General features: G+C 38.1%; 22 protein-coding genes and 1 tRNA gene. 16 read left to right on the top strand and 7 right to left on the bottom strand.

Translation table 11 applies throughout. The features are described from left to right. Window positions 1-21: 21 nt before the first annotated feature. A complete protein-coding gene (locus AC3M61_RS07400) occupies window positions 22-555 on the top strand; it encodes a hypothetical protein (RefSeq protein ID WP_500780228.1) in 534 nt (177 codons plus the stop codon). Beyond that, window positions 537-980, top strand: a complete 444-nt coding sequence (gene ndk, locus AC3M61_RS07395) for a nucleoside-diphosphate kinase (protein WP_500780227.1) — start codon at window positions 537-539, stop codon at window positions 978-980. The genes AC3M61_RS07400 and ndk overlap by 19 nt, the downstream gene beginning before the upstream one ends. Before the next feature lie 68 nt (window positions 981-1,048). Here the strand turns inward: ndk and AC3M61_RS07390 are convergent, their stop codons facing one another. After that, window positions 1,049-2,662, bottom strand: a complete 1,614-nt coding sequence (locus AC3M61_RS07390) for a Na+/H+ antiporter NhaC family protein (RefSeq protein ID WP_500780226.1) — start codon at window positions 2,660-2,662, stop codon at window positions 1,049-1,051. 226 nt (window positions 2,663-2,888) lie between these two features. Here AC3M61_RS07390 and AC3M61_RS07385 point away from each other — a divergent pair, with 226 nt between their 5' ends. Continuing rightward, window positions 2,889-3,368, top strand: a complete 480-nt coding sequence (locus AC3M61_RS07385) for a ferritin-like domain-containing protein (RefSeq protein ID WP_500780225.1) — start codon at window positions 2,889-2,891, stop codon at window positions 3,366-3,368. Between the two features lie 102 nt (window positions 3,369-3,470). Then, window positions 3,471-4,637 carry a CapA family protein gene (locus AC3M61_RS07380; RefSeq protein WP_500780256.1) on the top strand — a complete coding sequence of 389 codons (1,167 nt, stop codon included), beginning with the start codon at window positions 3,471-3,473 and terminating at the stop codon, window positions 4,635-4,637. A 100-nt stretch (window positions 4,638-4,737) separates the two neighbouring features. Here AC3M61_RS07380 and AC3M61_RS07375 read toward each other — a convergent pair. Next, window positions 4,738-4,813 (bottom strand) — tRNA-Asn (locus AC3M61_RS07375). A 271-nt stretch (window positions 4,814-5,084) separates the two neighbouring features. On the opposite strand from AC3M61_RS07375, the gene AC3M61_RS07370 reads away from it, so the two are divergent. Continuing rightward, a complete protein-coding gene (locus AC3M61_RS07370; protein ID WP_500780224.1) occupies window positions 5,085-5,291 on the top strand; it encodes an FmdB family zinc ribbon protein in 207 nt (68 codons plus the stop codon). A gap of 51 nt (window positions 5,292-5,342) precedes the next feature. Here AC3M61_RS07370 and AC3M61_RS07365 read toward each other — a convergent pair whose 3' ends face one another. Next, window positions 5,343-5,543 (bottom strand): cold shock domain-containing protein, encoded by a 201-nt coding sequence (locus tag AC3M61_RS07365; RefSeq protein ID WP_500780223.1) that lies wholly within the window; start codon window positions 5,541-5,543, stop codon window positions 5,343-5,345. Between the two features lie 340 nt (window positions 5,544-5,883). Here AC3M61_RS07365 and AC3M61_RS07360 point away from each other — a divergent pair, with 340 nt between their 5' ends. The 3 genes from AC3M61_RS07360 (at window position 5,884) to AC3M61_RS07350 (ending at window position 9,643) form a co-directional block, all read left to right on the top strand. Beyond that, on the top strand, window positions 5,884-6,963 hold the full coding sequence (locus tag AC3M61_RS07360; RefSeq protein ID WP_500780222.1) for an NAD/NADP octopine/nopaline dehydrogenase family protein: 1,080 nt from the start codon (window positions 5,884-5,886) through the stop codon (window positions 6,961-6,963). After that, window positions 6,963-8,633: a cobalamin-dependent protein gene (locus tag AC3M61_RS07355; RefSeq protein WP_500780221.1), complete on the top strand. Its 1,671-nt coding sequence runs from the start codon at window positions 6,963-6,965 to the stop codon at window positions 8,631-8,633. Before AC3M61_RS07360 ends, AC3M61_RS07355 begins: the two co-directional genes overlap by 1 nt. Before the next feature lie 107 nt (window positions 8,634-8,740). Beyond that, the gene (locus AC3M61_RS07350; protein WP_500780220.1) at window positions 8,741-9,643 is read left to right on the top strand and encodes a D-alanine--D-alanine ligase family protein; all 903 of its coding nucleotides are present in this window, start codon (window positions 8,741-8,743) and stop codon (window positions 9,641-9,643) included. A gap of 61 nt (window positions 9,644-9,704) precedes the next feature. Here the strand turns inward: AC3M61_RS07350 and AC3M61_RS07345 are convergent, their stop codons facing one another. Next, on the bottom strand, window positions 9,705-9,905 hold the full coding sequence (locus AC3M61_RS07345) for a cold shock domain-containing protein (protein WP_448378388.1): 201 nt from the start codon (window positions 9,903-9,905) through the stop codon (window positions 9,705-9,707). Window positions 9,906-10,278: 373 nt separating this feature from the next. Between AC3M61_RS07345 and AC3M61_RS07340 the strand changes: the two genes are divergently transcribed. From AC3M61_RS07340 to AC3M61_RS07305, 8 genes are all read left to right on the top strand, one after another. Beyond that, window positions 10,279-12,144, top strand: a complete 1,866-nt coding sequence (locus AC3M61_RS07340) for a putative glycoside hydrolase (RefSeq protein WP_500780219.1) — start codon at window positions 10,279-10,281, stop codon at window positions 12,142-12,144. Between the two features lie 88 nt (window positions 12,145-12,232). Next, window positions 12,233-12,481, top strand: coding sequence for a S4 domain-containing protein (locus AC3M61_RS07335; RefSeq protein WP_500780218.1), 249 nt, complete (start codon window positions 12,233-12,235; stop codon window positions 12,479-12,481). After that, entirely contained in the window at window positions 12,465-14,786 is a 2,322-nt protein-coding gene (locus AC3M61_RS07330; RefSeq protein ID WP_500780217.1) for a diguanylate cyclase domain-containing protein, read from the top strand. Before AC3M61_RS07335 ends, AC3M61_RS07330 begins: the two co-directional genes overlap by 17 nt. A gap of 54 nt (window positions 14,787-14,840) precedes the next feature. Beyond that, on the top strand, window positions 14,841-16,616 hold the full coding sequence (locus tag AC3M61_RS07325) for an ABC transporter ATP-binding protein (RefSeq protein ID WP_500780255.1): 1,776 nt from the start codon (window positions 14,841-14,843) through the stop codon (window positions 16,614-16,616). Beyond that, entirely contained in the window at window positions 16,613-17,515 is a 903-nt protein-coding gene (lipS2, locus tag AC3M61_RS07320) for a LipS2 family lipoyl synthase (protein WP_500780216.1), read from the top strand. Before AC3M61_RS07325 ends, lipS2 begins: the two co-directional genes overlap by 4 nt. A gap of 59 nt (window positions 17,516-17,574) precedes the next feature. Then, complete coding sequence (locus AC3M61_RS07315; RefSeq protein WP_500780254.1) at window positions 17,575-18,348, top strand: flagellar biosynthetic protein FliR; 774 nt, start codon at window positions 17,575-17,577, stop codon at window positions 18,346-18,348. Continuing rightward, entirely contained in the window at window positions 18,279-19,436 is a 1,158-nt protein-coding gene (gene flhB / locus AC3M61_RS07310; RefSeq protein WP_500780215.1) for a flagellar biosynthesis protein FlhB, read from the top strand. Before AC3M61_RS07315 ends, flhB begins: the two co-directional genes overlap by 70 nt. Before the next feature lie 50 nt (window positions 19,437-19,486). Then, window positions 19,487-20,278 carry a hypothetical protein gene (locus AC3M61_RS07305; RefSeq protein WP_500780214.1) on the top strand — a complete coding sequence of 264 codons (792 nt, stop codon included), beginning with the start codon at window positions 19,487-19,489 and terminating at the stop codon, window positions 20,276-20,278. On the opposite strand, the gene AC3M61_RS07300 is transcribed toward AC3M61_RS07305, so the two are convergent. The 3 genes from AC3M61_RS07300 to AC3M61_RS07290 are packed head-to-tail and all read right to left on the bottom strand — an operon-like array spanning window position 20,191 to window position 22,157. Continuing rightward, window positions 20,191-20,424, bottom strand: coding sequence for a lysoplasmalogenase family protein (locus tag AC3M61_RS07300; RefSeq protein ID WP_500780213.1), 234 nt, complete (start codon window positions 20,422-20,424; stop codon window positions 20,191-20,193). The genes AC3M61_RS07305 and AC3M61_RS07300 overlap by 88 nt on opposite strands. Continuing rightward, complete coding sequence (locus AC3M61_RS07295; RefSeq protein ID WP_500780212.1) at window positions 20,331-20,696, bottom strand: metallophosphoesterase; 366 nt, start codon at window positions 20,694-20,696, stop codon at window positions 20,331-20,333. The genes AC3M61_RS07300 and AC3M61_RS07295 overlap by 94 nt, the downstream gene beginning before the upstream one ends. Window positions 20,697-20,738: 42 nt before the next feature. Next, window positions 20,739-22,157 carry a PDZ domain-containing protein gene (locus tag AC3M61_RS07290; RefSeq protein WP_500780211.1) on the bottom strand — a complete coding sequence of 473 codons (1,419 nt, stop codon included), beginning with the start codon at window positions 22,155-22,157 and terminating at the stop codon, window positions 20,739-20,741. Window positions 22,158-22,381 lie beyond the last annotated feature (224 nt).

The following is a 22,381-nucleotide window of genomic DNA, read 5'->3' as shown; positions in this document are numbered from 1 at the left end:
ATATATTGGAGGTGTTGGGAAGTGAAATTTTTTTACAACCTGGAGAGAAAGGATAACTTCGAATACATTGTTCTGAGAGTCGAAGAAAACAACCTGTCAGGAACAGGTGCAATACTACCAATTAGAAAAAACGGTGAAAATTACAAGATTTTCATGGGTGTAATTGAAGAATACAGAAGCATTGTCGAAAAGTTGCATTGTGAAGACGTCTTTGTTATTACAGGTATACTTGAAGAACATTTTCCAAACCATCCAAAGGTTAAATTCGCCATCCAAGCAGCGGTACTTGAACTGTTTTCCAAAAAATACAAACTCGACATAACCAAACTCTTAGGAGGCCTAAAGTCAACCAAAAATGAGTTGTGTGGTGAACGACTTTTCCCCGAGTACTTGGGAGATGTCTTTCATGCAAAATACTATCCAGAAACCAAAAAAGAGACAAATACAACGTTTGTCTTAACAAAATACCCAAATAATGAGATGGACACCATCCTCAGTGCTCTTTCTTCAAATTACGAGTATTTGGAGGTGATTTCTTGGAGAGAACTTTTATAATACTTAAACCCAACGCTGTTAGAAGAGGGCTCATTGGAGAGATACTGAAAAGATTCGAGCAAAGAGGAATAAAAATCGTCGGTCTGAAGTTTCTTTGGATGACACGGGAGCAATGCGAAAAACTGTATGAACCTCACAAAGGTAAACCATTTTACGAAGAACTTGTGAACTTCATGATGAGCGGGCCTGTTGTAGCAATGGTTGTAGAAGCACCAAGGGTAATAGAAATGGTAAGACACATCGTTGGAGCAACTGATCCACTCAGAGCTGAGGCAGGAACGATAAGAGGAGAGTTTGCACTAACCGTAACTAAAAATCTTATTCACGCAAGTGATTCTGTCGAAAATGCCGAAAGAGAAATGTCCATCTTCTTCTCACCAGAGGATTTGATAGAGTATAAACTTGATATACAAGATGATATTTGATAAAAAGCCACTTGTAAAATTCAAAACCTGGGGGTTAACCCCAGGTTTTGTTTTATTTAAGCTATCTGTCATTCTTCAACAGGTTTGCTAACACGTACCATAATTTCATAAGCAACGAAGAACACTACAAGCGATGAAACAAAACCTACTATTGGATTATCAAATATACCAGCAAGTAAATAACCCACGACAGAGACTGCCATAACAAACATAGCGTAAGGCATCTGTGTGGCAACGTGTTCAAGATGCGGACAACCAGCTCCCGTTGAAGACAAAATTGTAGTATCTGATATAGGTGAACAATGGTCTCCGAAAATGGCACCACCAATCGAGGCACCAACTGTAACAAGAGCACTGTTCAAAAGGTTAGCACCCGTTTTCTCAGCAAGTGCAATAGCTATTGGCATGGCAATAGGAATCATTATAGCAAATGTTCCCCAGCTTGTTCCTGTAGCAAAAGAAATAGCAGCTGCGATTATAAACACAACAGCCGGTAAAGCCCACAACGGAAAACCACCGCTTGTGACTACATGAGCAAGATACTTTGAAAGTCCCAATCCGCCATCTTCCGGGGAATTTTTAATAACCGTTCCTATTGTCCAAGCAAGGGTCAGTATGACAAGCGCTGGAACCATTGACCTTATACCACTGACAATAGCTTCCCCAACTTTTTGTATTGTAAGTAATCCTCTTACCATAAAGTATACCGATGCAAAAACTAATGTAAACAACGATGCATAAAATAGGGCTTTGGATGCATCAGTGTTGTTAAACGCCTCTTTGAGCGTCATAGACTTCACAGCTTCTGAAAATGTGTGTATGTTTTCTCCGTCTATTGCACCAAGGTACGTGGTAACCGGGAAGAAAATCACCGCAAGTCCGACAAGAACAAGAATTGGCAAAATCATGTCAATCGCTCTAGCCCGTTCCTTGACAACTATACCTTCTTTAACTTCACCTGTTGGTTGACCAAATTCCTCATTGTAGAGTCCCAAACCTTTGAGTGCTCGGTTTTCACTTTTTGCCATTGGTCCGAAGTCTCTTCTGAGTATGGTTTGAAGAACCATAAGTATCGCAAGTATCGCGTATAGGTTTATAGGTATGAGCAGGATAAAAAATGTGAATTCACTAACACCAAGCTTTGAAAAGCCATCAGAAGCTTTGATGATACTCATTATGGTAACCACCCAGCTTGAAATAGGTGCCAAAACACTTACTGGAGCTGCCGTCGAATCCAATATATATGCGAGTTTTGCCCTTGAAATCTTTTGTTCATCAGTAACAGGTCTCATAACGGTGCCTATTGTTAAGGAATTAAAATAATCATCGATGAATATGAAGATACCAAAAAGCCATGTTATGATAAGCGTCCCCTTTCTACTCTTAACCTTCGAAGCCATCCATTTTCCAAAGGCATTTGCAGCACCTGTTGCTTGCATCAGACCAACAAAAGCACCAAGGAGTGCACAGAATAATATGATTCTTATGTTCCACCCATCGTTAAGCGAATTAGCGATACCGTCTGTAGCATCAATTAAAGCAGTAACAGGATTCCAGCCGTTGACTATAAGATAACCTACAAACACTCCTGTGAAGAGAGAAAAGATAACCTCTTTGGTCAAAAGTGCTAACGCTACGGTAATAATGGGCGGTAACAAGCTCAACCAACCATAATGTTCCATGTTTCCTCTCCTCCCTTTGTAATATAGTGGAAACAGAGTATATAGTCATTTTGCTAGATTATACCACTTTTCAGTTACAAAACAAAGCAAGAATTACAATTTTCTGTAAATATCTATAAACTTTGCTATTTACTAAGTTTGTAATTACCACATTTTCGTGGTATAATAAACCTAAAGATGTACTTGGTTCATTAACTTGATTTGAGAAATTTGGGGAGGTGTGAACATGACAGGGAGAGAACTTTTCAACATCGCTATCAAAGTAGAATCGGCAGGTTACACTTACTACTCTAAACTATCCGAAAAGGCTACAGGCCAACTCAAAGAATTCTTCAAAGAACTTGCAGAGGAAGAAAGAGAACATGCAAAAAGATTCGAGGAACTAATGGAAAAGTACCAAGAAGATCAATCACTGGCAACTTGGCAAAACGAAGAAGTGAGTGGTTATGCAGAAACTTACGCAAAAGCTTTTATCTTCCCTGAAATTGAAAGCGAAACAATCCCGGAAACTATCTTTGGTGCTTTGAGAAAAGCTATAGAGGTCGAGAAGGATTCGATAATTTACTATAATGAAATCAAGCAAATAGTCCCCGACCCAAAACCAGTTGAAGAAATCATCAATGAAGAAAAGGAACATCTTAGAAAGCTGTCCGAAAAACTTCAAAGCGAGGATTTATCAACGTACAGTGAAGGAAGCATGATTTAACGGACAGGTAATCGTAAAAAAGAACCCGGGCAACCGGGTTCTTTCTAACACATTTGATTGTAAATTTAGGAGACTGCTGTGGATTTGTCAAATGCATATAAAATGGAGAAATTTTGCAAAATCATCTTTTGGATGTTATTTTTTTACATGAATCTCTTTGCCAGTTCTTTTTTATTCTCCTTGGAAATAAAACTCTCCTTTGTTGGAGACGTCATGTTCCATATGCCTACTGTAAATTCCGCCTATTCGAACGGAAGATATCATTTTGAAAACATCTTTCAACACGTAAAAAAGTATATCGAAAAAAGCGATATTGCCTTTTGTAACCTTGAGACTACTCTCGGTGGCCAACCGTATACTGGCTATCCACGGTTCTCTTCACCTGATGAAGTGCTTGATGCCTTGAAATATGCAGGGTTCGATATTATCAACGTGGCAAACAATCACATGCTTGATAGAGGTGTCTTTGGGTTGAAGAGAACGTTGGAACAAATAAAAAAACGCGGATTAATATACGTAGGTGCACGTTCCACCCCACTTGAGGAACTGTACAAGATTGTTGAAGTGAAAGGTCTTAGAATTTCCTTCGTTTCTTTCACTTATTCAACAAATGGAATCCCTATCGATGGAAAGCACAAATACATGTTCATGTATATCACAAAACAAACACTTCTTTCGATTCTTGATGAAATGAAGAAGATATCAGATGTGATCATAGTTTATTTCCACTACGGAAATGAATACCAAACAACCCCTACAATAGAGCAAACAGAACTTGCATACCTTGCGTTGGACAACGGTGCAGATATAGTTATTGCAAGCCATCCCCATGTTCTTCAGCACATAGAACTTGTAGAATACGGCCCAAAGACAAAACTTATAGCCTACTCACTTGGTAATTTTCTTTCAAACATGAGAGCCCCGGGTACAGATGAGGGCGTAGTACTAAACGTAACTTATCATCCCATAAAGGGCGTTGTTGATGTAACCCCTATCCTTACGTGGGTCCACGGTTACAAGTTAGCAGGTAAATCCTATTATAGAATATTACCTGCTGTGGATTTCACTCTGTATCCCGATGAATGGCTGACACAAACTGATACAAAAAGACTGGCACAAATAGCTCAGAAGAAATTACCTGAACAGAAAGTAAAAAGACCGCTAAGTTCAAAAACTTCTAGTAACATTAATACTGCCTTAAGGAATTACTTTTACAAACAACTTATGAACTCCCTATACTTTTGCACTGACATTAAGCCCTTGCACTGATGCAAAGCTATCAAAGAAATGCTTATGTAGTAATCCTAGTATGAAGAATTTGCCCTTGCTGATAAATAAAAAAGAGGACGACTTTCAGTCGTCCTCTTTTTGGCTCCGGCGGAGGGACTCGAACCCCCAGCCTAGTGGTTAACAGCCACCCGCTCTGCCGGTTGAGCTACGCCGGAACACTCTTCACATATCAATTTCCATTATACCATATTCGTAAAACTTGTCAAGTCCTAACTTTTTTGAAGGTTCTTTTTTTCGTTTGCGCGTTAAAATGATATTATAAAACTTTTCTCTTGTCAAGAGACCTTTTTTAAGTAAATTAAGACATCGATTAAACTGAGAATAAAACTGCATTTAACGTTAAAGATGTTGAATTTTCACAACCGTGACTGTATAATTATTTATAGAACAACCAAAAACAACATAGTTAGCATCGGAGGTGATAACATGCCAATGTACAGATACGTGTGCGAAAATTGCGGAAATGAAGAAGTCCACATGCATGGATTCAACGAATCTCCAACGATAGTATGTTCTTCATGTGGCGGCAAGATGGCAAAAACAATAGGAAGAGTAGGAATTGTGTTCAAAGGTAGTGGCTTCTATATTACTGACAGTAGAAAATCAACGACATCAAAAAACGAAAATGACTAACCAAAATTAAAGCCCCCGGGTTCGGGGGCTAATTTTATCCTCTACAAAGGCTTACTTTATAATCCTTACGTTAGCTGCCTGAGGACCTTTTGCACCATTCTGAATATCAAACTCGACTTTGTCGCCTTCCTTGAGTGTTTTGAACCCTTCAACTTGAATAGCACTGTAGTGAACGAAGATGTCTTCTCCGTCTTCTTTTGTGATAAAACCGTAGCCTTTCTTTGCATCAAACCACTTAACTGTACCTTTCATGTAACAACGCCTCCTAAAATCTTATTTACTAACCGCCGTCGTAATTACAGCGGTTGATTAATTATACACCCGTCCAGCAAAAAAGTCAATAGTCATTCGTTATAATAAACCCTAAATCGTTTAATCAAGCGTTTATTACATCATAACACTATTCTAAATCTTTTGGACAAGACTTTTATTCTACTTACCCAACATACAGTCAGACAGTCAGACGATTCGACCTATTCGAAATCCGCATATATTAACGCATTGCAACTATATTTGACAAATTGTTGCGATTATGATAAAATAGTGATTGGATTGTTAAAAGCACATTTTGCCTTTTTGGAAGGTGATGTTAATGCGCATTTCGGTTATTGGCGCAGGTAATGGCGGTCAGGCACTCGCTGGGTATCTTGCCTTAAAAGGTTTCGATGTTTCTCTGTACAACAGAAGTAAAAAAAGAATTGAAACAATAATGGAAAGCAAGAAGCTAGTTCTAGAAGGTGAAATAAAAGCAACAGTTCAAATTTCACACGTAACAACCAATATTGCAGATGCCGTAAAAGGTCGGAAACTTATACTTGTTGCTGTGCCAGCGAATGCTCACGAAGACATTGCGAGAACACTCGCTCCACACCTTGAAGATGGTCAAGTGATTGTTCTAAATCCCGGTAGAACAGCAGGAGCGCTTGAATTTAGAGCTGTGCTAAGGAAGCTAAATGTGCAAAAGAAGGTAGTTATTGCGGAGGCCGAAACATTCATCTTCGCATCACGAATTGTACAACCAGGTGTGGTGCATATCTTTGGGATTAAAAAACACGTACCTGTTGCTGCATTGCCATCATCAGAGAATACAGTACTTGAGGAAACTTTGCTAAAGGTTCTACCTGAATTTGTAATTGTGCCAAACACACTTTACACAAGTTTTAACAACATTGGAGCTATTTTCCATCCCGCAACCACCCTTTTAAACATAGGGTGGATAGAATCATGCGCCGGAGAGTTTGCATTTTACATGCAAGGTATGAGCCCTTCTGTTACGAAAGTTCTTGAATTCCTTGATAACGAACGGTGTGCAGTTGCTAAGGCATTTGGAATCAAGCCTATGTCATTAAAAGAATGGTTAACGTACCATTATGGTGTAGAAGCAGATACGTTATACGACGCCATCCATAGCTCTCGTGTTTATGAACATATTAAAGCACCTTCAACCATTGAAAACAGATATATTTTAGAAGACGTACCGACCGGTTTGGTCCCATTCTCTGCTTTCGGGAAGTTATCCGGAGTCGAAACTCCTGCCACTGATACGATAATAAAACTTGCGTCACTGGTCATGGGTATGGATTTCTATTCCCTTGGCAGGAACCTCGAAAAACTCTGCTTGACTGGGAAGACGGTCGAAGAAGTCAAGCAGATCATGAAGGAGGGATTTTAATGAAACTTAAGATTTTGGGAGCATCAATTGGTAGTTGCGTGCATAGCGTTGGTGTTTTTAATTTTCTTAAGCTGGCTCAAGAGAATGGATATGAAACCATTTATTTAGGTTCAGCAGTACCAATAGAAGTTTTGGTAAAGGAGATTAAGACAGCCAATCCGGATATTGTTGCTATAAGTTATCGTTTAGGGGCATCCGCTCTTAGAAAGCTGTTAAAAGAACTTGAAATGTTGTTGAAAAGGCACAAACTTTTGGATAATAGAACTTACGTCTTCGGTGGAACATTAGAAACAGCAAATGTTGCAAGGGAATTCAAATTCATTTCAAAAGTGTTTGATGGGACCGAAGAAATCGAAGATGTGATAATGTTTTTAAGAGGAGAAGCAAAGAAAAGTCTTGGGAAGTTTGAGTATCCACAAACCTTGCGCGAAAGGATAAAGTTCAAAAGTCCATATCCACTAATAAGGCATCATATAGGATTACAAACCCTGGAAGAAACAATAGAAGAGATTAGAAAATTAGCAGAATCTCATTTACTTGATATTATATCTATTGCTCCAGACCAAAACTGTCAGCAATTCTTCTTTGAACCGGAAAAAATGGACCCAAGCCAAGATGGAGCCGGTGGTGTACCTATTAGATCAAAAGATGATTTTGTAAAGTTGTACGAAGCATCTAGGACAGGTAATTATCCACTCGTTAGATGTTATTCAGGAACAACTCACTTGTTAGAATTTTCAAAACTACTTAAGGAAACTATTAATAACGCTTGGGCCGCAATTCCTGTAATGTGGTATAGTGATCTCGACAGGCGTTCAGATAGACCTTTGCTAGAAGCTATCAGGGAAAATATGGAAGCAATTCGATGGAATGCACTGAACAATGTTCCTGTTGAAGTAACTGATTCCCATCAATGGGCATTACGATTAGCACATGATGCTGTTGAAGTTGCAACTGCATACATTGCAGCATTTGTTGCAAAAAAGCTTGGTGTTAAGGAATATGTCCAACAATTTATGTTAGAAACACCATCAGGAATATCACCAAGAGCAGATATAGCCAAGATGATAGCCAAGAGAGAGCTGGTTGAGAGTTTGGCTGGTAAAAACTTTACTGTTTACAGAATGATACGTACCGGATTGATGTCAATGCCAGCAAGTATGGATGCTGCGAAAGGCCAGATAGGTATTTCTATGTTCTATGGTATGGCTCTCGAACCTCATATTGTCCATGTCGTAGCCTATAGTGAGGCTGTGGAACGAGCGCGAGCAAAAGAAATTATCGAGAGTGTTAAAATTGCTAAGAGGGCTATAAGTATTGCAATGCGTGGGTATGTAGATCCTTTGGCCGACCCATGGATTAAGAATGAGAAGGAGAGAATTAAGCAGGAAGCGCTTGAGATAATCGAGGCAATAAAATTTCTCGGTGATGGGACAGAAGATTCTTTGGCCAACCCAGAGGTGTTGACAGAGGCTGTTAGAGTAGGTATTTTGGACGCCCCTACGCTTAAAGGTTTCTCAGTTGCAAAAGGTATTGTTAGAACTGCCTTAGTAGATGGTCAATATCGATGTGTCGATGAGCATGGAAGAGTAATACCAGAACACAGAAGATTGCACGCTATACTGAGAGCCGTTAGTATCTCAAAGCACAGCTATATAAAAAGAAGATGAATTTAAATACAGACTGTCCCTGGAAAACAAATAAATGTTAAAAATCTACGTCATAAAAGGGAGGGAAGAGCACTATTTATTGCTCATAAGCCATGAAGGTTGCAGTCGTGTTTGACTTGGATAATCTCGACCCTGAAAGAGAAAAAATGATAGATGCTGTTTATAATTCATTACTAAAACATCCAGAAATTACTTTTGTTGAGAAGATACCATTTAACAAAGATTTCATGCATACTGTTGTAAAATTCGATGCAGTTTTTAACTTGTCAACTGCACACAAACAAATGCATGTTCCAGCTATCTTAGATTTGTTAGGTATACCTTACACAGGTTCTTCGGCTACAACACACGGTATATGTATAGATAAAACACTCACAAAAATAGTTTTGAAGCATCATGGAATACCTACACCAGATTTTTTCGTTGTCAACATTGGTGAGGAACCACAAAGTCTTCACCTTTCACCAGCTATAGTTAAACCATCACGACAAGGAAGTGCAAAAGGTATCTTTTACGATTCTGTCGTACATGATATATCAGGATTGCGAAAAGCAGTTAACAGGATTCATGAGCAATTCCAAGAACCAGCTTTGGTAGAAGAATTTATCGAGGGAAAAGAACTCAGCGTAGGTATTGTAGGGGATAAAGTACTTCCCATTCTTGAAATAGACTTTTCCGAATTACCCGAAGGGTTAGAACACTTTTATTCATATAGGGTTAAGCATTTTTATGCAGAACAAACGCGTTACTATTGCCCAGCACGTATAAGCGATGAGATTGCTGAAATTATTAAATTCTATGCATTAAAAGCATTTCACGCTCTTGGATTAAGAAATTACGCTCGTATGGACTTACGTCTAAAAGGTGACAAAGTGTATTTTATTGAGGTAAATTCTCTGCCTATGTTAACTCCTAAGTACTCAGATATCACAAAAATGGCGGAAGCTGCAGGATGGAGCTATGAAGAACTGATTTTTGCCATATTCAACGATGCAATAAGGAAATTATAAAAAATTACTTGAATATTAACAAAAACCCCCCATTACGGGGGGTATTGTTATCCTCTAAAGCTTACTTTGAAAGCCTTACATTGGCTGCCTGAGGACCTTTTGCACCATTCTGAATATCAAACTCGACTTTGTCGCCTTCCTTGAGTGTTTTGAATCCATCAACCTGAATAGCGCTGAAGTGGACAAAAATGTCTTCTCCGTCTTCTTTTGTGATGAAGCCGTAGCCTTTCTTTGCATCGAACCACTTAACTGTACCTTTAATGTTATAACGCCTCCTAAAATCTTTCTTTCTAACCGCCGTTCCATTTTTCAGCGGATGATTGATTATACACCCCTGGCAAAAAAAGTCAATAGTCAATACCTTTTAAAAAAATATTTTTCCTTTGATAAGAAAAGCTCTTCAAATCCTTATTGTTAATGCTATAATTAATTGATGCAAATCATGAAAGTTTTATAACTCAGTTAAAAAATACCGTAAGCTGGTAGAACAAGGTCTTGAAGGTCTTGTAGTAGATTTTGTCCTCTAAAACTCATTTAAAACTCATTTTTGAACCACCGAAAATCACTATGCTGCAGTATTTCATAAGTCTTGAAACCTCTACATAATATGTCAGACCAAGCAAGGGAGGAAAAACATGAGGAAAGACAAAAAAACAGAAAAAGAGTACAGAAGATTGAACAAGATTTATCAACTTAGCAGAAGCGGAAAGTTGACGATAGAAAGAATCCGAAAAACGAAACTCAAAATTGGCATAGTCGCCTCGTTGGTTTTTCTCATAACCTTTGTCACGTTCTTCACGCTAATATTTTCTGAAACTGGAGTCGTAAACACAAAAAACCCGGAGAACTTAAACCTCTCATCAAATAGCACGGCAACTTATTTAGAGACTCATCAGTCAACCAACATGATAGATAGCGTCTCTAAAAACAGCACAGAAACATCTTTTGACACGAGGATATCTTTGCCGACAACAAATGAACTTCCAGGAGCCAGTTTGCTCTTGTTAGCACCAAAGATGCCCAATGTATCGAACGAAAATGATGAGAACATTAATAATAGCCAGTCAGAGCAAAATGAAGGACAACCAAATGAAGGAAAACAGAGTTCTTTTAACACAGAACAAACCAACCTTAAAGGTACCCAAGTGATTAACGTTATAGCGACAGAAGCAGAATCCAAAAAACAAGACCAAGACGTGGACATTAAAACCGACATTACGTTTTCTCCTTCCAAATATCATTACATTATTGCGTACAATATCAGTGTTTTTGACTCCCCTGAAAACGAGAAAGTTATAGACACGCTAAAATATGCTACGTATGTTGAAAAGATAGATGAGGTTACATACAACAACATTAATTTCTCAAAGGTCAGATATAATACGCCAAATGGATTAAAAGAAGGATGGGTCCGCTCAAGTTTCCTAAGCGATTCGTTAAAAACTATAACAGGTGAAGAATATAAAGAACTGGTATTTGAACCCTTCAAAAAGATTAGGGCGAGAATCGACGATGTAAGAGGAATATATCTCACAAGAACATCATTTAGTAACGTCCAAAAGATACATCGGTGGGTAGAATTTGCAAAGTCAACAAATATAAACGCGTTTGTTGTGGATGTTAAAGACGATGACGGGCTTATGCTTTTTGAGACGAACGCTGCAGCTGAAATAGTGCCTGAAGCAAATGCCAGGGCTTTTTATAAAAAGGATGAAATGAGGGCAATTATAAGTGAACTCAAGGACCAAGGTATCTACTTAATCGCAAGAATTGTTTGTTTCAAAGATCCTTCTTATGCACGTGCTCACAAAGACAGGGCGATAGTATACAAAGATACCGGAGAACCTTATATGGGAATCTACAAAGTGCCATGGGCGTCGGCATATGATAGACAACTGTGGGAATACAACGTGAGAGTTGCTATAGAGGCAGTCGAAGTTGGTTTCGATGAAATTCAGTATGACTACGTTCGGTTTCCGGAGCTCTCTAAGGAAACTCGCCAGAGGGTAAATCTAAGACAAGTTGGAGATGAATCTTTTGCAGAAGCAATTCAGAAGTTTTTGATTTACTCAAAACGAAAGCTTGAACCTTATAACGTCCCTTTAGCAGCGGATGTTTTTGGACTTGTGTCAACTGCTGTTGATGATGTTGGTATCGGCCAATATTGGGAAGCCATTTCAAACGTTGTTGATTACATATGTCCGATGGTATACCCTAGCCATTATGCGCCAGGCTCTTTCGGTTTGAGTGTGCCTGATGCGTATCCTTACGAGACGATTTACAACGCTCTAAAAGATGGAATTAGGCGAAATTTGCACATACCGACCCCAGCAAAAATTAGGCCTTGGCTCCAGTCGTTTACTGCAACGTGGGTAAGAGGGCACATCGTGTACGACGAAGAAGCCATCCGAAAACAAATAATGGCCGCTAAGGACTTGGGAATAAACGAATATATGTTATGGAACGCATCAAACAACTACAAGAAGATCTGGTATAAATGAACGTTTTGTTCGTGTCTCGAACTATATGAGATTTTTGTGATATAATAGATTCTAGATACTGATACTCAAAACTCCCGGTGGTGAGCAAATGCGCTTAGATAAATTTCTCAAAACAAATAGAATAATTAAAAGGAGAACGGTCGCTCAAGAGGTTGCAAAAGCTGGACTTGTGAAGAAAGATGGAAGGGTTCTAAAGCCATCTTATGAAGTCAAGCCCGGAGACATTTTGGAAGTTTCATACGGTAGACGTACTTTGAAAATTTTAGTTACCGATGATATGAAATATCAAATTCTTGAGGAAACATTCCGAGGTGATGAAGATGAGGAGTTTAATTGAAAATCATATCGACGATTTTTTGGAAATACTTACATACGAAAAGAGATTTTGGAAGGAATTCTGGGAAAAGTTACCGTTCAAGCCTATCACTGAAAATTACGCAAAACACTTTGAAAATTTCTATGAGAAATTGGCTAACCTTTCTCGTAACCAGTTGACCGAATTCTCCCACGTATACGAAGAAAGCAAAGAAAGGATGAAAGAAGAACTTTCCATAAGGCTTCGAAAAAATGCCCGCGATTTGGAATTGTCGCGTGAGGATTTTGTTATTTACCTTATAGCAGGCATTGGTGAAAAAGATTGGGTCGTTGTTGATGGTAAACATGAGAAAGTAATCGTTTTTGATGTCTTTTCACTTTGGAAGAAAGGAAAATTTCCGTCTCTTGCCGATGCTGTATACCAAGCTGTTATACATTTCAGACACGGAGATCTGGAAGGAGACTACTATGATAAGTCCGAAATATTCTCAAAATTAAAGGATGAAATCACACAGCTTGACAACGAGAACATCTTGCAAAATATCTGTGAACTTTTGGATAAACATGTTCCATATTATAACTGGACAGGATTCTATTTAATGGATGAAACCGAAGAAGGCGTACTTGTCTTAGGTCCATACGTTGGAGAACCAACAGAACACGTGCGGATACCTGTTGGGAAAGGTATATGTGGCCAAGCCGCTGCAACAAAATTAACATTCGTAGTGCAAGATGTTAGTTTGGAAACCAATTATCTTTCCTGCAGTCCTCATGTGAAAAGTGAAATCGTTGTGCCTATACTGCGCAAGGATGGCAGTGTTTTTGGAGAAATTGATATAGACAGCCACTTCAAAGCACCTTTCGATGAGAGAGACCAAGAATTCTTAGAATGGATAGCAAAACAATTACTGGTGAGAGTAGTGCACTGGAAAGATTTTGAAAGAAGAATTAAGATAGCTTACTTGGATAGTTACATCTCTTATATTTTGAATGAAATAGTGAAATTCAATATTCCTTTTGACGTAAGTCTTTATGTACACTATGATGATGAAAAAGTTCCAGAAAATCTGTACAAACTCTGGAGAATTGCTCGAAAAATGCGCAACGCAAAACTCGATAAAATAGTGGTAGTAGATAACGTTGAGGAACAAAAAGTTGAACTGAGAACAAAGCTTGGTAATTTTATATTAAACTACAACGACTTACAATTACCTGTTCCAGAAATAGTAAGAAAGATGATTGTTGAAGGAGCTCAAGAAGTTTCCAGAATACTCTTTTCAATCCACCATACTGCAACAAAATTAGCGCAAAGCTTGGTGAACACAAGGCTTATAACAGAATACGCGTTGCAACCGGAGAGCAATGTTAATACGATTTTGTACGCTTTTTTAACAGGTATAACCGCGGGCTATTCAGGTTCTTTTAACAGAGCAATGTTTTTCTACCACACTGACGGTCAGTTTGTCTTTCAGAAAGCTCTGGGGCCTAGGACTGAAGAGGAAGCTCACAGAATCTGGGAAGCCATTGAAGACATAGAACTGAATATGTCAGATTTCTTGGAAACGGTCTCTAAAGATTTTAAGTCAGCCTTAGAATTGCTATACGAGGGAAAAGCTATAAGCGAGGAACAAATAACCAGATACCTTGATGGCGAACCTCATGTAGTAAAAAAAGAAGATTTACCAGAAATCGCTGAAGAGTTTGATATTGTTAACGAGTTCGCTATCATGACTCTTAAGAGCGGGAACAAACTTGTTGGTTTGCTATTAGCAGATAACAATTTTGACCGTAAACCTATATCTGAGTACCAACTCGCTGTTTTAAAAGATTTAGGACACCAAATGGTTCTAATTTTGGAAAATAGAAGATTCATCGAAACAATGAAAGAAAAAGCCGAGGTTGATGCATTAACTGGCTTAAGAACTCGCAGAGCTTTGGAAGAATTCATGTTCAGTCCTCCATTGAAACAATTCTCAGTCGTCTTCATGGATTTGAACAAATTTAAGCTTGTAAACGACATGTATGGCCACGAAAAAGGTGACGACGTGCTTAAGAAATTAGGTAAGTGTATAAACTTGAATATAAGAAAAGAGGACCTAGCATTTAGATATGGTGGAGATGAGGTAATACTCATCATCGATTCGATTGACAAAAATGTTGTTCAAAAAGTTGTGGAAAGAATCTCCGAGTGCTTTGCAAAGTCTGCTGAAATGTCTTTCTCAACCGGTGTAGCGTTTTACCCAGAAGAAGGCGACATCAATAAAGTGCTGAAACTTGCGGATGAACGATGTTACAAGTCCAAATTAACAGGAAAGGTTGAGTTCTAAGGTATTGGAGAACTTACGCTACGGGGAGTGGGCTCTGTGAAAAACGAAGACAATATGAAGAAAGAAGGAAAAAAGAAAAAAGCTGGTGTATTTTTCAGACTATTAAAATACGCTCTACCGTATTGGCACCTTTTAGCTTTGGCTATCGTAGTTGTGCTTGTCCTTACATATTTAGCGCTCTTACCACCGCAAATTGTGAGGAAAGCTATAAATACTTATATACTTTCAGAGTCTTTGCAAACAGCTGAAAAGCTTTCGGGAATATCGAAACAATCACTTCTGTTCCTTATCGTTTCAGGCGGGATTTTTCTTTTTGAGTATCTTTCAATACTTGTTACTACGTACATCGGTGGTCGAGTTGTTTACGACTTACGACGGCAACTATACGACCATGTATTAAAGCTTCCCATGTCTTTCTTCGATAGACACCCTAGTGGACAGATAACAACAAGGATAACGAGCGACACACAAAATGTCCAAGAGTTCTTCACATCAGTTATAACCAGTATCGTCAACGATGTTTTCCTGCTTGCAGGTGTAATCATAATGATGTGGAGAATTAGTTCGAGACTTTTCCTTGATATTATTTACATTTTCCCCGTAATTATCTTGGCGATGGTTGTTTTCAGGTTTTTTGATATCAGGGCATACCGAGCTGTTAGAACAAACATCGCACGTATTAATGCCTACATCGCTGAAAACTTGGCTGGAATGCCCGTGATAAAATTGTTTAATGCGGAAGATTTCAAAAGAAAAGAATTTGACCAAATAAACAGAGAACTTTACAAAGCCAGAATGAATCAACTCTACGTTTTCGGTATCTTCCGACCGTTGATTAATTTCTTATACTACCTCACTTTATCGCTTATCATCTGGTTCGGGTCTAAGTATATCTTAGGTAAAGTGTTGAACTTCGGAGACCTTTACGCGTTTGTTTCTTACATAGATACATTCATGAGACCCATCGAGGATTTATCGGAAAAGTACGATATAATCCAAAACACTATTGCCAGTGGCGAGAAAATCTTTGCGCTTCTGGATGAACCGCAAGAGGAACAAGGTAATTCTAATGGAAAAAAGACCATAGAAAAAGGAACCATAGAATTCAAAGATGTGTGGTTTAGCTACGACAACAAACGTTGGGTTTTGCAAGGCGTAAGTCTTTCATTCTTTCCAGGGCAGTTAGTTGCAATTGTTGGCGAAACCGGTGCAGGTAAAACTACAATAATGAACCTTATAAATGGAATGTACAGACCGCAAAAGGGTGTTATTCTAATAGATAATATGCCACTGGAAGAATACGACATCCACGCTTTGAGAAAAGAGGTATCGGCCGTTCCCCAAGACGTAGTGCTATTCAGTGGTACCTTGTTAGACAACATCAGGCTCTTCCATGACGAAATACCAGAAGAAGAAGTTTACAAAGCTCTTGAGAAAGTCGAGGCATTAGAAATTATACAAAGATTACCAAAAGGGATATACACTGAGATAGTTGAAAGGGGAAAAGGTATTTCAGCAGGTGAAAGGCAACTGATAGCATTGGCAAGGTCTGTGTTATTTGGAGCTAAAATATTCATACTTGACGAAGCAACGAGTAATATCGATGTGGAAACAGAACACAGAATCCAGAAAGCAGTTAGAGAGTTGTCGAAAGAAAATACTGTCATAATGATAGCACACAGGCTTTCTACAGTTGTAAATGCTGATAGAATAATCGTCGTTGCTGATGGGAAAATTGCAGAAGAAGGTAAACACTTTGAGCTACTGAAAAAGAAAGGTGCCTACTATAAGCTTTACGAAATACAATTCGCCAAAGAGGAGACTGCATGAGTATGATTCTGAGAGCTTCCTATTGGACTTGGAAGTTGCTTAATGGAGAATCCATACCCGATGAGATGCCCACTGCTTACCTTATGCTTGACGGAGAATGTATGTATAACTGTGCTTACTGCACACATGCAAAAGATTCAGAAAGTGATAATTCGTATTTGTCAAGGGTAGTTTGGAAATTAATAGAGCTTAAAGATTTGAATTCAATAAGCCTAAAGTTTAAGCGTGTTTGTCTTCAGACTGTCAATTACAAAGGTTATTTTGAAGACTTGCTTAACGTTGTTAAACGTCTGAGAGGCTCCGACACCAATAACAAACTACTCGTTTCTGTTTCCACACGTGTGAAAAACGAAAAAGAAATCGATGTATTAATGAATTCAGGAGTTAACGACTTAGGTATTGCTATCGACGTAGTTTCTGAAAGGCTTCACAGATTGTATCGTTCTTGGCCTTTAGAATATACCCTCTCTTTGATACGTTACGGAGCAGAAAAGTATCCAGGAAGAATTACAACCCATATTATCGTAGGACTTGGAGAAACAGACAAAGAACTCTATGAAATATTCCAGCTAATGAAAACTTACAACGTAAAAATCGCACTCTTTGCTTTTACTCCTGTACGTGGGACAAGACTTGCTCATTTGACACCACCATCTCTTGAACGATACAGAAAAATCCAAATACTCAGGTTCTTGATGTTCGAAACAAACGAAACACCTGAGGTAGATTTTGATGAGTCTGGTAATCTGAAGACATTAAAATACGACAATTCTATAGACATCTCAAAAGCTTTCCTTACATCCGGATGTACGCATTGTACAAGACCTTACTACAACGACAGTCCAAGAAATAAAGTGTTGTATAATTATCATACAATCATAGGAACAAAAAAGGAATGATTCTACATTCATGAGATCTTAAAAGATTTCGCCTAACAAGTGAGGCGATTTTGTTGAACATGAATCAGTTCTACGACTTGCTTCAAAGGTATGCATTAAGTTACGGATTAATTCTTACGCGTCTAACAGGAATGATGGTAATTGCCCCGCTATTTGCAGGGTTTTCATTACCGCTGGAGATAATGGTTATACTACTTTTAGCACTTGGGTACGTAACATTGACTAATGTTGCTATTCCTGTTTTGTTGCCTATGCCTATACTCACAATTGTTGGCTCGGCATTGTACAATTTTTTCATAGGTTTCGTTATTGGATTGATAGGATACACCATTGTTAGCTCAGTCTACGTTGGAAGTGAAATCTTTGGTATCCAGTCGGGATTTAATGTAAGTGGTTCGTTAGACCCTACTATGGAAGAGTCACCTTTAACAAGTGAATTTATCTACCTGTTATCGGTATACATATTCGTCTCTTTAAAAGGTCACCTACTTCTGTACAAAGCTGTTGTTGAATCTTTTCACAAATACCCGATTCTTATTTCTGAAATTTCCTTCAAAGACGTTAGTGGACATTATGTAAGGATATTTACCGATGCGTTTTTGTTCTCCTTGCAAATAGCATTACCTATAATTGGTCTAATGTTTTTAATAAATGTGCTTTTTGGAATTCTCTCTCGACTTGTTCCTCAAATGAATGTTTTTATGGTTGCTTTACCTGCTTCTACACTGATACTTTTTGCTGTGCTTGTGGGGATGATTCCTGTATGGGTAGAACTGATATCGCGGATGGTTTACAGATTGGAACCATATCTCAATCAGTTACTATCAAAATAGCCAAAATAAATCTGCAACTATTCGCGGATCCTGATAAAACAGAAAAGGCAACACCACGTAAAAGACAAAAGGCAAGAGAAGAAGGTCAGGTTCCTATATCACGTGAATTCATCTCCGGACTTGGCTTTCTATTTGTATCAACTCTTTTTTTATTTACTGGCAAACAGCTCTTAAATGCGTTAATGAATGGAACGATATCCACCTTCGAGATATCAGATGTCGAGATAAGAACTTTCGAGGACTTTCTAATATATGGTGTCAAGCCTTTCACATCTGCTTTTGTGTCCCTCTCTTTTCTAGTTCTTAGTGCTGCACTTTTTTCCCTCATAATTGGATTATTGCAAACCAGGTTCCTTTTCACACTTAAGCCTCTGAAACTTGACTTCAACCGTCTCAATCCAATAAGTGGGCTGAAAAGAATGTTTTCACTTAGGTCCCTTTTCGAATTAGCAAAAGCTATTGTAAAACTCTTAATCGTCGGTTTCGTTGGCTACAGTGTTATTAAAGGGAATTTCCAAGAGATAATGATAACAGCTGATTCCAGTTTAATTGACGGTGCTTTACTTGTTTGGAGCACCTTTACAGAGCTTATAATCAAATGTTCGATAGCCTTATTAGTTGTTTCAGTAGGTGATTACTATTTTTCACGCTATGAATACGAACAAAGTATCAAGATGACAAAGCAGGAGGTAAAGGAAGAATTTAAAGAAATAGAGGGAAACCCTGAGATTAAAAGGCGTCAAAGACAAATAATGATGCAATACGCAATGCACAGGATGATGCAGGAAGTTCCGGAAGCAAGCGTAGTTATAACCAACCCAACACATTTCGCGTGTGCATTACGGTATGACCCAGAAAAAGACTTTGCCCCAGTATTGGTTGCAAAAGGCGTTGACAGGGTTGCACTGAGAATAATAGACATTGCAAGGGAAAACGATGTTCCAATCGTCAGAAATCCAAAACTTGCAAGGGAGATATACTACACCACTGAACTTGGAGATGTTATACCAGAAAAACTTTACAAAGCAGTTGCAGAAGTTCTTGCTTACGTTTTTACACTGAGGGAGAAAAGAGAAACACTCAAGTAACAGTCAAGTAATTGCTCTGACGAAGATTTACTTTTCAAGGGGGGAATCTTTTGAAAATCTACTATGACCCTAATTTCACTTTCCAAGAACTTTTAGATTATTACTCTCCTTCACTTTTGGATATAGATGGCGAAAAATTTATTGACTTGCACTCACTAAATATTGTGAATTTTTTGGGTGTGCAACCAATTAATCGATACCAAGAAGAAATCAATGGTTGGTTTTTTAACGTCAACGAATATGAAACCAACGAAATTCTACCTCTCGAAAACCTTTTACCATTCACCAATGAAAATTTTGAAAAATTCAAAATCTCAAACGCGTTATCTTTTGAATATCTTAAGTATAATGAAGTTTACAATAACTTGTTTCTTAAAGTGGAGAATACACTTAACAATCTTGAATGCGTAATATCACTAAATAACAACTTTCTTACCCAGCATCTTGAGATTTTTGCAGACGTAGGTTTTGAATTCCTGCTTGAAATAAACATTGTGCTAACCATTAAGAATTTGGCACGTAAGTACTCTTTCAGTTCTTGCTTTAATCATCCATTTGTTTTTCGAATAGAGCTTTCCAACACTTTCTATGAACAGGTCTATGAATTTTTGGAGGAATTTAGAGACTTTAATATGAAAATTTCCAGACAAATACCAACCTTATACAACCAATTCAAAATGCTTCCGAAATCAGATGAACTCGCACGCATCTTGCAGAATAGTTCGATAGACAGTTTCAGTAAAACAATCTACAGCTACGGAAGTATAGAGTTATTCATAGATGATTTGAGAAAACTGGCCGAACTATTGTCCTTGTTTTTCGAGAACTCAAAGTTAGATTGAAGAACTACGCTTAAAGTTATAAGTAACTGCCCAGCAAAATACAATGATAGAACTAACAAATCCCTGTTTGGAATTCTTTTAACATACTTATCATATGAAAGGAGCAAGTCCGATAAAAAGAAAAGGATTGCACCAGAAAAAACCACTGATAGTATTCCATAGGACTTCCCTGGATTAAATCTCCAGTGTCAATTACTATGACATTGCCTTCTCCATACTTTTGTCTCTGTTCTTTAATCACCGATGCTACCTTCGCCAAACCATAGCTTGCTGGTTTGTTTGTTGCATAATCAACAGGATAAATGTAGCCATGCAAATCGCTTGTGTGCAAAATAACAATTTCCCTTGTTTCGGCAAACAGCAAGACAACCGCAAAAAGTATCAAAATTCCTACTAAAACTTTCCTACTAAACTTCATACACAGCACCTCTTCTTTAGGGTGGTGATAAAAAGTCCTTTGTCATTGCTTGAACTTATGTTCTTTTATTATCTCCAATGCTTTCCTCAACATTACATCTTCTATACCTTTCACATAATTAATCCTATCTTCTGTAGTTAACTCTATTTCATAATCCGGTTCTAAGACTGCATCATCTCGAGTATCTTCACTAATCACAGCTGACGGAAAAATGAAATTCATCTTAGCTACAGAATCAAATTTGTAATCTATTTCGGTTGTATGATTTATTCTCATCAATGTTGGCTCGCCTATTGTTCTACCTTTACGAAGTTTTCTGAACGTATATATAAAGTCCAGAGCCGCATTTGATGTGTACCTGTCAAATAAAATCCAAACATCAGCCTTCACAATTGGCTCCCTTGGGTCGAATGTGTGGAGAAATTTTATTCTGAGCAATTCGCTTGTTGTTTTTTCAAAATCTACGCCGTATTTATTAAGCACGCTTATATTGTAAGCAGTGTTAACTATAGAAATCCATCTCTCAACTGCTGTTCTCTTATCTACAAAATGCTCGAACAGTTCTTTGAAGATTGTAAAGTCTCTGCTAGCAACTCCTCGTAAGTCTACTAAGACAGCCTTCATATCTTTATTCTGCACAAGTGTGCTCGTTACAAAATCTCTGTAACTGTTATAAATCGTTCCAGAGAGAGTAAACGTTCCAAACTTGAACACTCCGATGTCGCCTTCCTTATAAAACTCAAAAGGTCTCCTTGTCGGAAGAGCTGGAAACCGGGCACTTTCACGTGGGTAACTCATAGCAGTCATCGTTTTCACAACCACGGTTTTCTCACCATTGTCGTTCTTGACTTTTATATTATACAGCCTTTGCCTATAAAAAATGCCAATTTTATCTTTCTTCTTATCGACTAACTCAGGAATGAGCTGTATTAACGATGATAATTGCTGCTCACGAATAGAGTAATTTTCACCAGATGTGTATGGTAATAACAGGTCTATCAATTCTGAAATCTTTCTCCCGTTTATTTCTACTACCTCATCACCAGCTCTTATCTCTTCCACAGCACTTGAAGACACAATAGCCCTACCATCAACCACTGTTACTGTAAACGGCAAAACACTATAAACAGGTTCTACGGGAGGATAAAGCCTAAAATTCTGGTCATTAACAACAGAAAGTGCAGGTTGGATAACTTTAAAGACATCAATAGGAAGCATTTTCCTCCTGTTTGGCTTATACTTATGATATTCATCCAAGACCCTTCTTGCAATTTCTTCTCTATCTTCTGAGGGATAGGTTTCTTTAATCGTTCGTACAGCACTATCAAATAACCTCTCCACTCTATCCAATGGCACTAAACGTTTTTGGTACTTGTAAAATTCGATAATCCAAGACAAAGAAAACGTCACCACGATGCCACTTATCATGAATATCACGAACAACTTTGTCCCAGTCTTCAAAATAATCCCCCTCCGTTTAAAATATTACCTAAGTCCTCATTTCTGATATTATAACATCCAATCTTATTTATTTAAAAAGCAAATTTCCCACCTAAAATGTTTTCTGCCCGAAAGACAAAGCATTTCAGATAGCTTGCCCAAGAAAACAAGCGTATACTCAAGTTTCTTTCATGATGTAGTTGAAAATTCATAAGTTATAGGATTTTTTACGTGATATTATTCAC

It is taken from the genome of Fervidobacterium sp. (assembly GCF_059913585.1).
This window is presented reverse-complemented; position numbering and strand designations above follow the sequence as displayed.

What these genes read in the sequence shown, in the direction of transcription:
- AC3M61_RS07390 (WP_500780226.1), bottom strand. Translation starts at nt 2,662, where the DNA reads ATGGAACATTATGGTTGGTTGAGCTTGTTACCGCCCATTATTACCGTA.
- AC3M61_RS07385 (WP_500780225.1), top strand. Translation starts at nt 2,889, where the DNA reads ATGACAGGGAGAGAACTTTTCAACATCGCTATCAAAGTAGAATCGGCA.
- AC3M61_RS07380 (WP_500780256.1), top strand. Translation starts at nt 3,471, where the DNA reads ATGGAGAAATTTTGCAAAATCATCTTTTGGATGTTATTTTTTTACATG.
- AC3M61_RS07370 (WP_500780224.1), top strand. Translation starts at nt 5,085, where the DNA reads ATGCCAATGTACAGATACGTGTGCGAAAATTGCGGAAATGAAGAAGTC.
- AC3M61_RS07365 (WP_500780223.1), bottom strand. Translation starts at nt 5,543, where the DNA reads ATGAAAGGTACAGTTAAGTGGTTTGATGCAAAGAAAGGCTACGGTTTT.
- AC3M61_RS07360 (WP_500780222.1), top strand. Translation starts at nt 5,884, where the DNA reads ATGCGCATTTCGGTTATTGGCGCAGGTAATGGCGGTCAGGCACTCGCT.
- AC3M61_RS07355 (WP_500780221.1), top strand. Translation starts at nt 6,963, where the DNA reads ATGAAACTTAAGATTTTGGGAGCATCAATTGGTAGTTGCGTGCATAGC.
- AC3M61_RS07340 (WP_500780219.1), top strand. Translation starts at nt 10,279, where the DNA reads ATGAGGAAAGACAAAAAAACAGAAAAAGAGTACAGAAGATTGAACAAG.
- AC3M61_RS07335 (WP_500780218.1), top strand. Translation starts at nt 12,233, where the DNA reads ATGCGCTTAGATAAATTTCTCAAAACAAATAGAATAATTAAAAGGAGA.
- AC3M61_RS07330 (WP_500780217.1), top strand. Translation starts at nt 12,465, where the DNA reads ATGAGGAGTTTAATTGAAAATCATATCGACGATTTTTTGGAAATACTT.
- AC3M61_RS07325 (WP_500780255.1), top strand. Translation starts at nt 14,841, where the DNA reads ATGAAGAAAGAAGGAAAAAAGAAAAAAGCTGGTGTATTTTTCAGACTA.
- lipS2 (WP_500780216.1), top strand. Translation starts at nt 16,613, where the DNA reads ATGAGTATGATTCTGAGAGCTTCCTATTGGACTTGGAAGTTGCTTAAT.
- AC3M61_RS07315 (WP_500780254.1), top strand. Translation starts at nt 17,575, where the DNA reads ATGAATCAGTTCTACGACTTGCTTCAAAGGTATGCATTAAGTTACGGA.
- flhB (WP_500780215.1), top strand. Translation starts at nt 18,279, where the DNA reads ATGGGTAGAACTGATATCGCGGATGGTTTACAGATTGGAACCATATCT.
- AC3M61_RS07295 (WP_500780212.1), bottom strand. Translation starts at nt 20,696, where the DNA reads ATGAAGTTTAGTAGGAAAGTTTTAGTAGGAATTTTGATACTTTTTGCG.